This is a genomic window from Acinetobacter sp. Res13-Abat-PEC15-P4-01 (assembly GCF_015676285.1).
In the GTDB taxonomy this organism is placed as follows: domain Bacteria; phylum Pseudomonadota; class Gammaproteobacteria; order Pseudomonadales; family Moraxellaceae; genus Acinetobacter; species Acinetobacter nematophilus.
Genome location: NZ_JADAIN010000008.1, coordinates 105674 through 121247, shown reverse-complemented (window position 1 = coordinate 121247; position 15574 = coordinate 105674). Strand labels below are relative to the sequence as shown.

Here is a 15574-nt window from a genome sequence, read left to right as displayed (position 1 = left end):
TAAGCGCAGAGATTTATGCTAATTTGATGGTGTACTAATCATTTTTGCACATGGTGAGATTTTCAAAAATGTCTGCTGAAAAATTATATACAGGAAGTTGTTTGTGTGGTGGGATTCATTATGAAGTTCATGGTGAAATAGGTCCGGTCATCCAATGTCATTGTAAACGTTGCCGAAAAGCCAATGGTACGGCATTTGCGACCAATGCACCCATTCAAAAAGCAGATTTTAAAATCGTAAAGGGTGAGGAATTGCTCAAACAGTTTGCATCCACTGCGACAACGACGCGATGTTTTTGTCGGGAGTGTGGCTCGCCGATTATGAGCATTAAAGCCGAAGCCCCAGATACCTATCGTTTAAGAATTGGAACACTCGACACGGCATTGGAGCATCAACCCACCATGCATATTTATGCAGCCTACAAAGCAGAGTGGGATACGATTTGCGATGGTTTACCTCAATATGATGAACGACCATAAGTAGTAATAAAGGGATCAATTTGATCCCTTTGATTTTTCTATTACGATGAGAGGCTGAGCCATTCTGTGAATGCTTATAAGGATGAATGCAATGTCAATCGCTCTTATTTCTCTGTTAAAGCAACACCATCAAATTGAATGCCATCCCAGCCATTTTGCATAAACTGGCGAATGTTTTGATGATCGGTTGCTTCTGGTGTTGCCAAAACAGCAGCATAATGTTCTGCGAACAAGCTCAAGGTTTGTGCTTGATCGAGTTGATTTAACTGAGCAAAAGAAAAAACTTTTGCACTGCCTTGGTTTTCTGTTGCAGCATTATATTGTTGACCGTTTTGAAATGCGGTGGGTGAATGGGTATAACGTGCTTCGATATAACTGATCACATCGGTAAATTTTGCTTCGCCAGCTTGAAGTTGTTTCAATAAATCTTGAGCCATGAGTTAAGCGTTCCATATTCAATCGTGCGCATAGCATAACCGATCGTTCATGGATCGGTAATGTCCTTGTGGGTTTTGCTCGATAAATTATTTTTTAATTGTATTTGTTAGAATCGAATGCTTGAAGGAAATAATCATCGTGCCTTATGCACCGACATCGTTTAAAAAAACCGACCAAGGGCATTATTTTAAAATGCATTGCTTTTTTTGCGCAATGCTCATTTTTACTTGGTTTGCGCCGTATGTTGATGCGCTTAATTCCTTTCTTGGAACTACAGAGCCAGGTGGAAAATATTGTTTATTTGTCTTGGTGGGTTGATATAGAGCAGGTGTGTTCAGGCTATCCAAGTCATGTGCAGTTATTAGAAAAGCAGGGCAAAACGATTTTTACCATTTTGACTTATCAACACCAACACTTTGGTTTTTCTTTCTTAGGTCATTTACGCCAGTTCATGCCATCACCTCAACAAAGCAATTGGCGGTTTTATATCGCACCTGAACAACCAGCCAAAACAGTGATTTTTGAACAGGTCGTGATTGATCAGAAACTTTATGTACTGAGTGGACGTTTGGCAAGTGATGTGATGCCCGCACAATATGCCCAGCAATTTGTCCATAAAAGAGAGGATGATATAATTCAGACGCAGATTGAGCTTGATGCACTTTATCGACTCTCCTGTTCAGTTCAGATCAATATTTACCTCAAACATGGAAAATGTTTTTTCTTCGTGGCGTGAGGCTATTACTTATCTGGTAGACCAAGATCATGCATGGGTAGAATGGGTTGATCAGCCGGAGCGATTATCACAAGGTGATATTGAAATGCCTTTTGATTTTAATCAAATTCAAGCGGCTCAAGTGTCCAATATTGATTGTCCACTGCTCCATCAGTGGGGAGTTAGAGAACAAGATGTTTTTGCATTTGTGGTTCCAGCTTTGAATTTTTATGTAAAGAATGAGACCCCTATCGATGAGAATACTTCGGATTGTTGTGAAAAATGTGGATAACTTTGGGCTTATACACAAACACTGCAGTAGCGGATTATTGTTGTTGCAAGACGTTATTTAAACAAGATTTAAGGAATTTTGAATATGAATTGGCTTTTGGTCGCATGTGGTGGTGCAATTGGTGCAAGCTTACGTTATGGGGCAGGTTTTGTGATTTCTAAACCCCATAGCCTTTTTCCTTGGACAACATGGTCAATCAATATTTTAGGCTGTTTCCTTGCAGGCATTTTCTTTGCTTTTACTCAACGTTATCCGATTTTGCAACAAGAAACGCGTTTGTTTCTCATGGTGGGAATCCTGGGTGGCTTTACGACTTTTTCAAGTTTTGGTTTAGAGACGTTTCAACTCATTCGACAAGGTCAATTTCCCATTGCGCTGGCCTATACGGTATCCAGTGTTATTGTCGGGGTGATTTTTTTAGCGATCGGTTTTTATATTTTCCAAATGATCTTATCAACAAAATAGTATAAATAAAAAAAGCCTAAGTTTAGAGGGGTAACTTAGGCTTGAACAACAGTTAAAGTTTAACGTTTAAAGCGTGCAAAACGCTTATTAAAGTTGGCTATACGACCTTCATTGCTCGCTTGACGGATTTCACCCGTGTAGAACGGATGAGAAGCACTGGATATATCTAATGTTACATAAGGATATACTTTACCTTCATGTTCTTTGGTATTTGCTGTCTTGATCGTACTGCCAATCACGAAGAATGCATTGGCATTGGTGTCATGGAACAGCACTTCACGATATTCTGGATGGATACCTGCGCGCATGATTTGATCCTCTGGTTATTTTGATTTAATGTAATATTATAACATAACATTTAATTTGTAAAGTCTATTCACATTTGGATTGAATGCGTCGGATGAATTGGTTTGATATTACAGGAAATAAAAAAGAAATCTAAGCAGGAGGAGGTTGCTTAGATTTCAAATATGCTTTTAATTTAGATTGCTTAGCTTAAAATAAGATGAATCCATCTAGACGCTGATTATTATGATATTGATGCTCCGCATCTTGAGCTAAAATGATCAGCTTTTGGAATTTATGCTTTCATCATTTTTTAATTCCACATTTTTAATGTTTATGTCATCTCAATCTTGCAGTGGAACCAGTTCTTCGAAAAGATCGTTTAAATTATCATGAACCTTCAGTTGAATCAGATTCCAATATTGTCCTGAAATGGTACGATTTACCATTAAAGTATCTGGGGAAGGCTTAAATACATCCCAATATTTCAATGATTTTTTCACCAGCTTGATTCCATCATGGTGGGCTGAGTTTTCAGCGAAATCATAATGTGTCGTAAGTGGGCGTAATAAAACTTCCAGCCATGCTTTATAAAGTTCTTCAGGGAATTTGCCTGTTTCAACCAATGCATCTAAATCAGTTAAATGTTCTTCTATTGCGGTGATATCTTGCTTTCTTGCAGCTCTGACTAAGGCTTTAAAGTGTGCAATGATTTCATTGGATAAGGTTTTTACTCCCCCAAAATCGTAAATAATCACACTCCCATCTTCACGGAAAGCAAAGTTTCCAGGATGTGGGTCGCAGTGAAAACGTTTCAAGAAAAAGATCTGTTGACCAAGTGCCAAAATTAAACGTCGTCCAATTTCATTTCGAATATCTAAGTCCCAAGTGCTGGCTGTTTCGATACTTTCACCTTTTTCTAGACTCAATGTTAAGATACGTCGGCTTGAATATTCATTGAAAACTTTGGGAATAATAATTTTTGTATCCAAGGCCTGATGAAAAGTTCTAAACACTTGTAGGTTTTGAGCCTCAATTTCGTAATTCAATTCTTCATGTAAACTGTCTTGAATTTCTTTAAAAAGACGATCTTGTAATTTTTTATCGACTTTCAGTACGCCCATAAGACGCAAGGCAAGCCGGACTTGTTTTAAATCACTTTCACAGGCTTCATCTACCCCAGGATATTGAACTTTAACCACGACTTCGGTGCCATTTTTCAATGTTGCCTTATGAACCTGACCAATTGAAGCTGCGGCAAAAGGCTGTTCATCAAAATACAAAAAAGCTTGGTCAATGGGTTTACCGAGTTCTTTTTCTACTTGTTGTTTAATTTCAATAAAGGGCATCGCAGGTGCCTGGCGTTGCAGTTTAGCAATGGCGCGTGCAACTTCAGGTGGGAAAATATCTTTGTATTGAGAGGCGATTTGCCCGACTTTCATCACTGCACCTTTCATTTCACCTAAGGTATCTGCGATTTGTATGCCAATATCTTGAAATAGCTTGCTGCGCGCTTCATTTTTTTGATCTTCATCTGCATTGAAGTTACGAATTGAATTCGATACCGTTTTTGTCGCAATACTTGCAGTCATGCTGGCAAGTTTCATAAAGCGGCGACCGGGTGTACTGGTACTTTTCGACATTCGTAATCATCCTTCAGTTTAGATTAGATGTTTGATTTATTTTGATCATAGGCGACTATTGTTAAGCTGCCTACTCTAATTTGTTAAGCATTTGTTTATACTTTGATTTTTTCGATATTTAAATACGTTGGACAGTATAAGCCTGTTTTTGTGTATTTTGGATTAAAATATTTTCACCTATTTATATAGTTGTAACTGGATGAAAGTTTATCGATATTTAACCGGCAAAGATGATGTTCATTTTTGTGCAAGGGTGAGCAAAGCACTCAATGAGGGTTATGCACTGTATGGTGCTCCAACCATGACGTTTAACGGTACTGATGTCATTGTTGGACAAGCCATCGTCAAGGAAGTTGCAGATCTATCAAAGATGTCTGAGAAATTTCAACATGCATATCAACTACAATCTGAATAAATATACGTTCCGGATAAACATTGTGTTATCTGTTCAAAGTGTCTGATTATTGAGACAGCTGATGTATGGTGCAGAGTATAAAGATCAGTTTGATTTTACTTTTCTTAGAAAAAATAATGCCGTTAAAGCAACAGCATTATTTAAAAATTTAATCATGAGTTTTGTGCCAAGCGTTTGTTATTGGTATATAAGCGCATAAGCAACAAGATGCAAGCAACTGTTAATCCAATAATCAGACCTGTCCATACACCTGCAGCGCCCATATCGGTATAACGTGCCAAATAGATTCCAATCGGGAAAGCGATGATCCAATAAGCCAGCATCGTGATCCACATGGGGCCTTTGGTATCTTGCATACCACGTAAACATCCCGCAGCACTGACTTGCCAAGCATCCATAAGTTGGTAAGCGATTGCAAATAAAATTAAATAGACCGCAGCTTGAGATACATCATAATCACGAGTATAAACAGAAACGATTTCTGGACGTAATACCAAGAGCAACAGCATAGTTGTACAGGCAAATAGGGTACTGGTCATCAAACCAACTTTCTGTACTTTACGCATGGCAAACCAATTCTTTTCACCATAATAAGTTCCTGTGCGTATCGTCAGCGCCAAAGCGAGTGACATTGGGATCATAAACAGTTGAGAAGTGACCGATAAGGCAATTTGATGTGCAGCAACAGTAATCTCACCCAAAGGGCTGAGTACAATTGCACCCGTACTAAAAATACTTACTTCGAAGAAAATCGCTAAGCCAATCGGTAAACCCAGTTTGAGAATACGCTTGATGAGTACACTGTCTACTTTCTCAAATTTATTTAAGGGTTGTGTCGCCTGATAGCGTTTTGCTTTAAAAATATAAGTACTGATTGTAATGAACATGAGCCATTGCAGTAATGCTGTAGCGAAACCACAACCCGCACTACCCAAGTGGGGAATAGGGCCAATACCGTACATAAAAATAAAGTTGAGTGGGATTTGTACGACCAATGCGACAAGGCTGATCACGGTGACAGGGCGGGGGTAGCCCAAGGCTTCGGAATAACCCCGTAATGTCGAATACATGGTAAATGCGGGCATACCGAAAGCAATTGCATGAAGAAACAGACTGGCTTTAGGCAGCAGTGACTCTGGAACACCGACGAGTGGCAATAACAATGGAATGATTTGTAAAACCATCATTCCGATTAATCCCAGTAAGAAGGCAACCCATAACGATTGGCGTACGATAGACGGTATTTTTTCAGGTGTACGTGCGCCATTGGCTTCAGCCACCAAAGGTGTCGTTGCAATCATGATCCCGCTGAACAGCAGCATCACTGGAATCCATAAACCGACGCCCACGGCAATTGCGGCAAGATCTTCGGCAGACATATGCCCAGCCATGATCGTATCAATTAATCCAAAACCTGCCGCAGCAAATTGAGTGATTAAAATCGGGAGCATCAAATGAAACAGTTGCTTTAATTCAAAGCGGGTAGTCGTGGCTTTTACTGATACAGACACTGGAAATACTCGTTTTAAAGGTGCTTAGAAAAATAAATTGGTTAGCGTTGTAGAGTGAGAAGCACACCTATAAAAATCACCACGCCACCTAAAAGACGTTGCCAGTTGACTGGCACTTTATCTGTACCCAATACACCGAAGTGATCAATGATCATCGATGTGGCTATTTGTCCAAAAATAATTAAGCCTGACAGCGTTAAAAAGCCAAGTTTTGGCGCAGTATAAATGCTGATACTGATGGCATAAACCCCAAGACAACCACCTAGCCAGAGATACCAAGGAATCACGGCTAAACTGTGTAGGGTTGGTTTTTGTTCAGACTGGAAGATTACCAAAACTACGAGCAATAGTGTACCCACCAAAAAAGATAAAAGAGCTGCTTGTAAGGGGGAGTAGAGATATTCACGCAGCTGTGTATTAATGGCAGTCTGGAAAGCCATAGCAATACCAATGCCCATAGTCAGTGGTAAAAGAAACAACAATTGACTGGATAATTTCATCATTCTTCTTCATCTACTTCTTCTCGGTGATTTATAGTTTAAATTAAATTAATGAGTTTTGCTAATAAATAGATAGATTTTTTTGGGTTATTGTTAAATATTTCTAATATGTTTGTTGGCTTTACTTATGAATTTCTACATGATTCTAAGAAGCTGGATGAAGTCATGTTAAAATTAGCCATTCTCTTACTTGCTTTGAGCTTTTCTTTGACTGCTTTAATCCCTCAAAATATTCCATTATCCCTTTATATTCATATGCCGTGGTGTGTGCGTAAGTGTCCGTATTGTGATTTTAATTCGCATGCTGTACCCGATGGAAAATTGTCTTTAGGTTTAGAACAGGAATATCTACAGGCATTGGTTGAAGACTTTAAAACGCAAATTGAATTTGCCCAAGGGCGAGAAATTCATAGTGTATTTATTGGTGGAGGGACGCCGTCACTGATTTCAGCCCAAGGGTATCAATGGTTATTCTCACAGTTAAAAGCATTACTGCCGTTTGAACTGGATTGTGAAATTACGTTAGAAGCGAATCCGGGAACAGTTGAGCATGATCCTTTTGCAGGCTATCTAGCGGCAGGTATTAACCGACTATCAATCGGTGTGCAGAGTTTTAATACTGAACATTTAAAAAAATTGGGTCGTATTCATTCCAATGATGATGCTGTTTTCGCGATTCGAAATGCAAGAGAAGCCGGATTTCAACGTGTGAATGTTGATTTGATGCATGGATTACCAGAACAGACCTTGGAACAGGCGTTATACGACTTAAAACTGGCTGTTGAAAACGGTGCGACACATATTTCATGGTATCAATTGACCATTGAACCCAATACGGTTTTTTTTCGCACTCAACCGGTCTTACCTGTGGATGATGTTCTTGAGGAAATTCAGGAACAGGGGGAACAATATTTAAAAGAACAGGGTTTTATCAATTATGAAGTATCAGCCTGGCGCAAAGAACAACCATCAACGCATAACTTAAATTACTGGCAGTTCGGAGATTATCTAGCCATTGGTGCAGGTGCACATGGTAAGGTGACCCAGACCGATGGTGTATATCGTTTTCAAAAGACCCGTTTGCCCAAAGACTATTTAGCAAAAGTGCCTGCTGAACATTTGCAGTTTAAACGTATTGAAGATGTGGAGATGCCTTTTGAATTTATGATGAATGCTTTGCGTTTGAATGAGGGGGTGAATGCTCAACTTTATTCAGAGCGTACAGGCTTGAATCTTGCGGATTTAAATGAGCGAATCCGCCCATTAAAACAACGTCATTTAATGGTCAATGATGCAGCACGCTTGTCCTGTACAGCACAAGGACATATATTTTTAAATTCTGTTTTAGAGGCATTTTTATAAATATGCGGGTTGATTAAAATAAACAGCATGAGATATCCAGTTTTGTTATGATGTGGCTGAAAATAAATATTTTAAATCTTCGGGTCATAACAATGAATAAATATCTCATCATTCTGTTTTCTGCCTTGACAATTATCCCAATTGCTCACGCGAAAAATGCGGTTCCCCAGTTTAGTGATTATCCTGTGAAATCAGTATATAAGGGCAAGACAGCTCAACTGGATATTTCTGATCCGAGTGCCAATATGTTTCGTACCCGACTTCGAGATGCATTAAAAGAAAAACCGGATTTTGCCGGGGAATATGTCACAACCATGTGGGGATGTGGTGCAAGTTGTAGAATGTATTCTTTCGTCAATAAGCGTACAGGGCAACTTTTAGCTGATGGTTTTGGGGGAGAGGCACGCACAGAAGATGTCGTAGCAACACGTGTGAATAGTCGTTTGTTGGTCACGCAAGAAGAACATATGGATCAAAACTACGAGGTTGATCAGGTCACTACTCGTTTTTATGTGCTCGAAAAAAACCGCTTGAAGCTGATAAAAACCATGGTTCGACCGGCAGTTAAAACTCAGCAGTAAAATCAACAGACTTTTATTCAATTAATTTCAATAACCATCGCTTGCTTGAAAAAATCTGGCTATTGCTATTATCAGGATTGTTTGAGTAGGTCTTTAATAATTGAAAATGCAGGGGAAACAAGTTTTCTGCTGGTATAAAATAAATAAAATGGCGGATGGGTAATTGCATATTCAGGCAGAATTTCATTGAGCTTGCCCTGATTGATATAAGGCATTGCAAGATTTTGAGGAATATAAGAAATTCCATAGCCGCATAAAGTTGCTTCTAAAATTTGATCGACATTGGTAAATATCAATTGACCTTCACCTTTGAAGCTTATGGATTGTCCGTTTTCCACAAAAGTCCATGATAAAAGTGAATGATCTGTCAATATTCGAACATGAAGGCAAATATGTTGTTTTAGATTGTGAATTGACACAGGTCTGCCATATTTTGAAATATAATCTGGTGAAGCGACTAGGCACATTTTGATACTGGAACTGATTGGAATTGCCACCATATCTTTTTCGATTAAATTGCCCAGCCGAACACCTGCATCATAACCTTCTTTAGCAATATCAATACGTCTATTCTCGGAGATTAACTCGATTTGAATGTCTGGATAATCTTTGAGTGCATTTTGAAGTTTTGGCCATAGATGATATTTGATGGCATAGTCATCAGCAGAGATTTTGACTTTTCCAATAGGTTTGTTGTGCATTGAACTGAGCAACTCTAAACCTAAATTGATTTCTTCTATATTTTTTCCCACCAAGTCAAATAAGCGTTGACCAGCATCAGTTACAGTCAAACTTCGAGTGGTACGATTAAACAGTTTTAATCCAATCTGTTCTTCTAAATGACAAATACTTTGACTGACCGCAGACTGTGTAACCCCCAGCTGAGCTGCTGTTTTAGTGAAATTTTTATTGTGAATGACCGCAGTAAATGTGCAGAGATCATTTAAGTTTATTTTCATTATTCATAAGAAATACTAATGGCTTCAATCTGATTATAGCATCTAATCAGGGTAACATACCTTTGTTAAGATGATTCTCATTGAAACCAAGGATAAATGAGGTCCTACAATGAAAAATGTAAAAATCAAAGCACCTTATTGGGAAATTGCTGCAAATATATATTTCCCAGAAAATTTTAATCCAGCACAAACATACCCTGCAATTATCAGTGGACACCCGATCGGAAGTTGCAAAGAACAAACGTCCGGTCAGGTGTATGGAGAGGCAATAGCAAAAGCCGGATTCATTGTGATCGCCTTCGATGCCAGTTTTCAAGGTGAAAGCGGAGGGGAACCGCGTTCAATTGAGAATCCTGCATTACGTGTTGAAGATTTTCGACTGGTTACAGATTATTTGGTGACCTTGGAGTATGTCGATGAAAATAGAATCGGTGTTTTAGGAATTTGCGGCGGAGGTGGCTATGCTTTGAATGTCGCAATGACTGAAAAACGTATTAAGGCCGTTGCGACTGTAGATGCGGTGAATTTCGGTCGTTTATCTCGAGAAGGCTTCAGTCAATGGAATCCACTCGAAAAGTTAGAAATGATTGCCAAGCAACGCACAGCAGAAGCACGTGGTGGAGCCAAACGGGTGGATAGTTTATTGCCTAATTCTGTCGCCGAAGCAGAATCTGCAGGTTTAACGGATATTGATGTGTTGGAAGCAACCGAATATTACAAGACACAACGCGGTCAACATCCTCATGGAGAGTCTAAAGCTTTATTTTCGCATTCAGCAGTTTCAATAGGTTGGGATGCCTTCCATTTGGCTGAGGTATTGTTGACACAACCGCTTTTATTGATTACAGGTGATAAAGTGGGAGGGTTTGGAGCATACCGTGACAGTTTAGAAATTTATGGTCGTGCAGCGTCTAAACAAAAAGAGTTGCTGATTGTTGAAGGGTGGTCTCATTATGATCTGTATGACAAACCAGAACCTGTGGCGCAGGCATTGGCAAAATTGATTCCTTTCTATCAGACACATCTTTAACTGAAATACTGAGAAAATACACTGAGAACAGTCAGCTTCATCAAACACAATGCTGAGGATGCGATCATTGCTGCAAATATTCATTATCCTGAAAAAGTTAATGAAAACGATCAATATCCAACAATCGTCATTGTTCATTCTTGAGGTGCTGTAAAAAAACTACAGTTGCATACGCTTCAGAGCTTGCACAGCAGGGATTTGTAAGCATTTTAAAGAGCAGAAGTATTTTTTACTCATTCTTTGCAGGCTATTGCAGGTAGTCAATGGATGCTAGAGGATTTGGTAAATCGTGCTGCGAGTGCAGTTGAAGCAACACATCAATTCTTTAACGCTCATTGAGCGTGATTCGCGATAAAAAAGAGCGCCTGGGCGCTCTTTTTTATCAGTCTATCTGTGATTGGTTGTTACAGCATCTCAGTAATCAAAACTAAAATGTTCCGCTTCAAGTGACATCATGGTCTTAGATGGATTGACCATCGACTCAGCATGACCTTGTGCGCGCGGTAACAATTGTTCGAAGTAGAAATCAGCAACTTTGATTTTTGCTTTATAGAACTCTGGAACTTCAGCACCATTTCCTGACGCCAGTTTTTCAGAAGCGACGGCTGCTTGTTGAGCCCAGTAATAAGCCATCATTGCATAGCCGGAGAACATCAAGAAATCTACAGAAGCAGAAGATACGATGTCACGGTCTTTACGCGCTGCAAGCATGATGCGTACAGTTAAAGCATTCCACTGCGCACAGATTTTGGTTAAATCCCATGCAAAGCGACGCATGTATTTGTTACGTGCATGTTGACCACAGAATTTTAAGATCTCGGCAGTGTATTCACGAACGACTTTACCTTTAGAAGAAAGTAGAACTTTACGACCGATCAGATCAAGTGCCTGTACGCCAGTTGTACCCTCATATAGAGTTGAAATGCGTGCATCACGTGCAATTTGTTCCATGCCATGTTCTTTGATATAGCCATGACCACCAAAAACCTGCATCCCGTGATTTGCAGCTTCCAAGCCCATTTCTGTTAAGAAACCTTTGAGAATCGGGGTATAGAAACCAAGTTTATCGTCATATTCATCAAATTTCGCTTGATCGCCTTGAGCCAAAGCATCAGTCATTTTATCAGCAAGTTGAGCGGCATGATAAATCATTGAACGACCACCCTCAGCAATTGCCTTTTGGGTCAACAGCATACGACGAACATCCGCATGGTGGATAATGGCATCTGCAACTTTCTCTGGATCTTTTTTACCTGATAGCGCACGCATAGACATACGATCTTTGGCATAAGGCAGCGCACCTTGGAACGCTAACTCAGCATGTGCAAGACCTTGAACCGCAGTACCGATACGTGCAGTGTTCATAAAGGTAAACATGGCATGTAAGCCTTTGTTGACTTCACCAATCAGATAGCCTGTTGCTGCATCAAAGTTCAACACAGCTGTTGCTGAAGCACGAATCCCCATTTTGTGTTCGATTGAACCACATGTCACAGGGTTGCGCTCACCCACACCGCCATCAGCAGTTGGGATAAATTTAGGGACGATAAATAATGAAATGCCTTTGGTACCTGCAGGCGCATCCGGTAGGCGAGCCAATACGATATGAATGATATTTTCAGTTAAATCATGTTCACCCGCAGAAATGAAAATTTTTGTACCGGTGATGGCATAGGTACCATCTTCTTTAGGCTCGGCTTTGGTTTTAACTTGTCCTAAGTCGGTACCACATTGAGGTTCAGTCAAACACATTGTACCTGACCAGGTTCCGGCAGTAAGATGTGGCATGTAGGTTGCTTTCTGCTCATCTGTACCAAACTGCATAATGGTGTTCATACAGCCCATGCTTAAACCCGGGTACATGGTGAATGACCAGTTTGCAGTTCCCATCATTTCTGATTTGATCAGATTTAAAGACATCGGTAGACCTTGACCACCAAATTCTTCTGGATAGGACAAACCCTGCCAACCACCTTGAACGAATTGATCATAAGCTTCTTTAAAGCCTTTTGGTGTTGTTACTTCACCATCTTTAAAATGACAGCCTTCTTCATCACCTGATTGGTTCAGTGGAGAAAGTACATTTTCACAAAAATCTGCTGCACCTTCCAAAATCATATCAATGGTGTCTGCATCGGCATTTTCGCCAATAGACAGCGTTTTATAGTGCGCTGAATAGTCAAAAACTTCGTTAATTAAAAAACGAATATCACGGAGCGGCGCTTTATATGCTGGCATGTATTTAATCCTAATTTAAAAATAGTTTTGGATCTTCAATCGATAGTTTCATTATTCATAATCATATGAGAAATACATTGATAAGACTCCCTAAAAGAATTGTCAGAAATGCGAATTTGGTAGAAAAAGTACATGCTAATCTGTTGCTTTTTTGGTAGCATTAAACAGTTTTTTTTTGTAGTTTCATTGCTATTTTTAGTGTCTTTATAATATTCAAGTGAGTAAATCTCTCATGCATTTAAAAAAATTAACATTGTGTCTTTTGGGTTTGAGTTTGTCGGCATGTTCCACACATGTGATTAAAAGTAATGCTTTAAATGCAGATCAAGACACTCCTCAACGTGCAATTCAAGGATTTAATGCGCTGTATGAATATCCTAATTTTGATTATCGTGGACAATTCCAAGTTCATTTAGATCGTTCACAGAAAGATCAAAATACAAAGAATACGGATTCCAAACAACTAGATCCTGCAATTGAAAAAAAGGTCAATCAGTATTTAAAAGATCAAAAGATCAAACTGACGGATACACAGAAAAAAGAACTTTATCAAGCGATTGCGAAACAGGATTCAAATTACATCAGTCGTTTTGTCGGCATGGGGGCTGATGTTGTCCAAAATATTGTCAATGATCTGCAAGTTCAATATGACGGAACCGTGAATTATCGTCAAAAAATGGCATCGTTCAATTTAGAAACCCGATACAAAAAGCCAAACTTATCTGTGGAAATGCGCATTCCTACAGTTTTGGATATGAATGATTATAAATTCTATACGCATATTTTTTCGATCATGCCTTATTTGGCCAATTCTCAGGATCAGGATAAATATGCATATTATGATTTTTCAAAATATAAAGACGATATTCGCAAGGTAAATGGCAAGGCGTTGGTTGAGTTGTTGAAACAATCGGGAGCAACTTCATATTTAATCGCTTCACCTCGTCAAATTGAAAATCTTGCAGTGAGTTCGGCGGAAAAACAGGCAGGCATCGTTGAAAAAATTCGTTTAAATACGACCATTGAAGAAATGTTTTTACAAGGACAACTGTATTCGACAGTGAACCGCCAATATCTGATGAATTCTGTACTGGGATTGAGTCAGTCCAATATGGAAAAAATCTTAGGATCTGATCGAGAAGTTCAGACAGGCGATGAGGCTTATCAGGCAGCACAAGAAGCAATGAAAGCTGCTGAGGAAGCAGCATCTGGAATTACATCAAGTGATGATAGCGCCAGTGATGCATCCAGTGCAATGTATCAACTTTACAATGCCGTCAATCGTAAGTCGCATGAAGACTTGGAGGAAGAGGTGGATGAAGGGGATGCAACACAAGCAGCCTATGATGCAGAACAAGCCGCGAGTGCGGCTGTTGAAGACAATGACGATTATGCTACAGCTGCTCAAGATCAAGAGCGTGATTCTGAATATGACGATGTTGAGGCTGCAGCAGACAGCAATACAACAAAAATCTTAACTGAGCAGCAATGTGAAGATTTGACCAAAGCCAAAGCAAATCCTCGGTTTGGTGATGTGGAATATTGTCAATATCATTATGAAATAGACGTCTTGAAAGGCGAGCAACAGAAAGAATCTTCATCAGAGAGTGCGTTAAGAGAAAAAAATAAGACAACATTGGTCAGCACATTCAATGGTTATGCTAAAGATCAGTTGGTAGATGCACAGCAATTCAAACAGTTGTGGAATCAACATCTCTCTGAGATTGAAAGCAGTTTACCGGCTCCAAGCAAGCGTAATCCACTGATCGTCGATTTGTCATTGGACAATAAAGGACGAGCAGTTAAAGCAGATTATGATATGGGCTTGGATTTAGACACCTTAAATCGTAAGTTAAACATTAAAATGGCGATGCAATTCCTCAATTATGGCAATGCAAGCAAAATTGACCAGAGTGTTCTCAAGCAGGCGAAACCTTTTAAAGAGATCTTTAAAGGCAGCATCATGGAACAAGCGGTGGGTGGCATATCGGGTTCAGAGCGCAGTGATGAGCAAAAATATCTAAGTTTAGATGAGCGTTTAGCGCTGTTGGCTGAACAAGTATTTGCGCAAACGGGATCTTATGAAAAAACCTATAAAGCAGTATTTATTGCAAAATTGACTGCGCAAAAACCTGAATTGATCAAACAGTATTCTGCCCAAGACTTACAAGAGATTGCTGCGATTTATGCATATGCTTATTCAGATGAAGAAATCTACAATCCGAAAGGTCAGGCTTTAAAACACATTCAAGCCCTACAGAAAAAGCATCACTTAGAAGACGATCATCAGTACGATGATGAACTTGGAAATGATGTCGATGAGATTGTTGCTAAGATCTGGAAAGCCAAACAGAGTACTTTAGAGGTGCAGGGCTTAGTTAAAAAATATAAAACGACTGAAGCTGTGTTTGCGCAATATTACATGCAGAAGTTTGAAGCCGAAAATGAGATTGAAAAGTCTCAGCGTGGAGAATTTGTAAAAACAGCAAAAGTTTTAGCAAAGTCGTATGTTGCATTTAAAAATAATAAGTTTAGTGATCAAGTCGTATCAACATTGAATGCTGATTCTACAGAATTTATTGATTATGACTTATTCAAGCAAGCTTATCAGGCATTGAGTGATGCTAAGTTAAAGTAATTGCCCGTTGTATGATGCTAAAA

General features: G+C 39.3%; 14 protein-coding genes and 1 pseudogene. 8 read left to right on the top strand and 7 right to left on the bottom strand.

Annotation, left to right across the window (positions count from 1 at the left end):
• Nucleotides 1–68: 68 nt before the first annotated feature.
• Nucleotides 69–479, top strand: coding sequence for a GFA family protein (locus tag IMO47_RS02620; RefSeq protein ID WP_196074439.1), 411 nt, complete (start codon nucleotides 69–71; stop codon nucleotides 477–479).
• A 104-nt stretch (nucleotides 480–583) separates the two neighbouring features.
• Here IMO47_RS02620 and IMO47_RS02615 read toward each other — a convergent pair whose 3' ends face one another.
• On the bottom strand, nucleotides 584–916 hold the full coding sequence (locus IMO47_RS02615; protein ID WP_196074438.1) for a HopJ type III effector protein: 333 nt from the start codon (nucleotides 914–916) through the stop codon (nucleotides 584–586).
• A 146-nt stretch (nucleotides 917–1062) separates the two neighbouring features.
• Between IMO47_RS02615 and IMO47_RS02610 the strand changes: the two are divergent.
• Both IMO47_RS02610 and crcB read left to right on the top strand, forming a co-directional pair.
• Nucleotides 1063–1924, top strand: a pseudogene (locus IMO47_RS02610) (hypothetical protein).
• An 84-nt stretch (nucleotides 1925–2008) separates the two neighbouring features.
• The gene (gene crcB / locus IMO47_RS02605; RefSeq protein ID WP_196074437.1) at nucleotides 2009–2389 is read left to right on the top strand and encodes a fluoride efflux transporter CrcB; all 381 of its coding nucleotides are present in this window, start codon (nucleotides 2009–2011) and stop codon (nucleotides 2387–2389) included.
• Nucleotides 2390–2448: 59 nt separating this feature from the next.
• Here crcB and IMO47_RS02600 read toward each other — a convergent pair whose 3' ends face one another.
• A complete protein-coding gene (locus IMO47_RS02600; protein ID WP_196074436.1) occupies nucleotides 2449–2697 on the bottom strand; it encodes a type B 50S ribosomal protein L31 in 249 nt (82 codons plus the stop codon).
• Nucleotides 2698–3018: 321 nt separating this feature from the next.
• Nucleotides 3019–4317 carry an AarF/ABC1/UbiB kinase family protein gene (locus IMO47_RS02595; RefSeq protein WP_196074435.1) on the bottom strand — a complete coding sequence of 433 codons (1299 nt, stop codon included), beginning with the start codon at nucleotides 4315–4317 and terminating at the stop codon, nucleotides 3019–3021.
• A 199-nt stretch (nucleotides 4318–4516) separates the two neighbouring features.
• Here IMO47_RS02595 and IMO47_RS02590 point away from each other — a divergent pair, with 199 nt between their 5' ends.
• The gene (locus tag IMO47_RS02590) at nucleotides 4517–4732 is read left to right on the top strand and encodes a DUF1737 domain-containing protein (protein WP_196074434.1); all 216 of its coding nucleotides are present in this window, start codon (nucleotides 4517–4519) and stop codon (nucleotides 4730–4732) included.
• A gap of 152 nt (nucleotides 4733–4884) precedes the next feature.
• Here IMO47_RS02590 and IMO47_RS02585 read toward each other — a convergent pair whose 3' ends face one another.
• Both IMO47_RS02585 and IMO47_RS02580 read right to left on the bottom strand, forming a co-directional pair.
• Nucleotides 4885–6243: an MATE family efflux transporter gene (locus IMO47_RS02585; protein WP_277922757.1), complete on the bottom strand. Its 1359-nt coding sequence runs from the start codon at nucleotides 6241–6243 to the stop codon at nucleotides 4885–4887.
• A gap of 41 nt (nucleotides 6244–6284) precedes the next feature.
• Nucleotides 6285–6746 carry a DMT family transporter gene (locus tag IMO47_RS02580; RefSeq protein WP_046760855.1) on the bottom strand — a complete coding sequence of 154 codons (462 nt, stop codon included), beginning with the start codon at nucleotides 6744–6746 and terminating at the stop codon, nucleotides 6285–6287.
• A gap of 204 nt (nucleotides 6747–6950) precedes the next feature.
• On the opposite strand from IMO47_RS02580, the gene hemW reads away from it, so the two are divergent.
• On the top strand, nucleotides 6951–8105 hold the full coding sequence (gene hemW, locus IMO47_RS02575; RefSeq protein ID WP_196074458.1) for a radical SAM family heme chaperone HemW: 1155 nt from the start codon (nucleotides 6951–6953) through the stop codon (nucleotides 8103–8105).
• A gap of 92 nt (nucleotides 8106–8197) precedes the next feature.
• The gene (locus IMO47_RS02570; RefSeq protein WP_196074433.1) at nucleotides 8198–8686 is read left to right on the top strand and encodes a hypothetical protein; all 489 of its coding nucleotides are present in this window, start codon (nucleotides 8198–8200) and stop codon (nucleotides 8684–8686) included.
• Nucleotides 8687–8757: 71 nt separating this feature from the next.
• Here the strand turns inward: IMO47_RS02570 and IMO47_RS02565 are convergent, their stop codons facing one another.
• A complete protein-coding gene (locus tag IMO47_RS02565) occupies nucleotides 8758–9645 on the bottom strand; it encodes a LysR family transcriptional regulator (RefSeq protein ID WP_196074432.1) in 888 nt (295 codons plus the stop codon).
• Nucleotides 9646–9754: 109 nt separating this feature from the next.
• Here IMO47_RS02565 and IMO47_RS02560 point away from each other — a divergent pair, with 109 nt between their 5' ends.
• Nucleotides 9755–10675 (top strand): alpha/beta hydrolase, encoded by a 921-nt coding sequence (locus IMO47_RS02560; protein ID WP_196074431.1) that lies wholly within the window; start codon nucleotides 9755–9757, stop codon nucleotides 10673–10675.
• 414 nt (nucleotides 10676–11089) lie between these two features.
• Here the strand turns inward: IMO47_RS02560 and IMO47_RS02555 are convergent, their stop codons facing one another.
• Nucleotides 11090–12913 (bottom strand): acyl-CoA dehydrogenase C-terminal domain-containing protein, encoded by a 1824-nt coding sequence (locus tag IMO47_RS02555; protein ID WP_196074430.1) that lies wholly within the window; start codon nucleotides 12911–12913, stop codon nucleotides 11090–11092.
• 232 nt (nucleotides 12914–13145) lie between these two features.
• Here IMO47_RS02555 and IMO47_RS02550 point away from each other — a divergent pair, with 232 nt between their 5' ends.
• Nucleotides 13146–15551, top strand: a complete 2406-nt coding sequence (locus IMO47_RS02550) for a hypothetical protein (RefSeq protein WP_196074429.1) — start codon at nucleotides 13146–13148, stop codon at nucleotides 15549–15551.
• The last annotated feature ends 23 nt before the right edge of the window (nucleotides 15552–15574 follow it).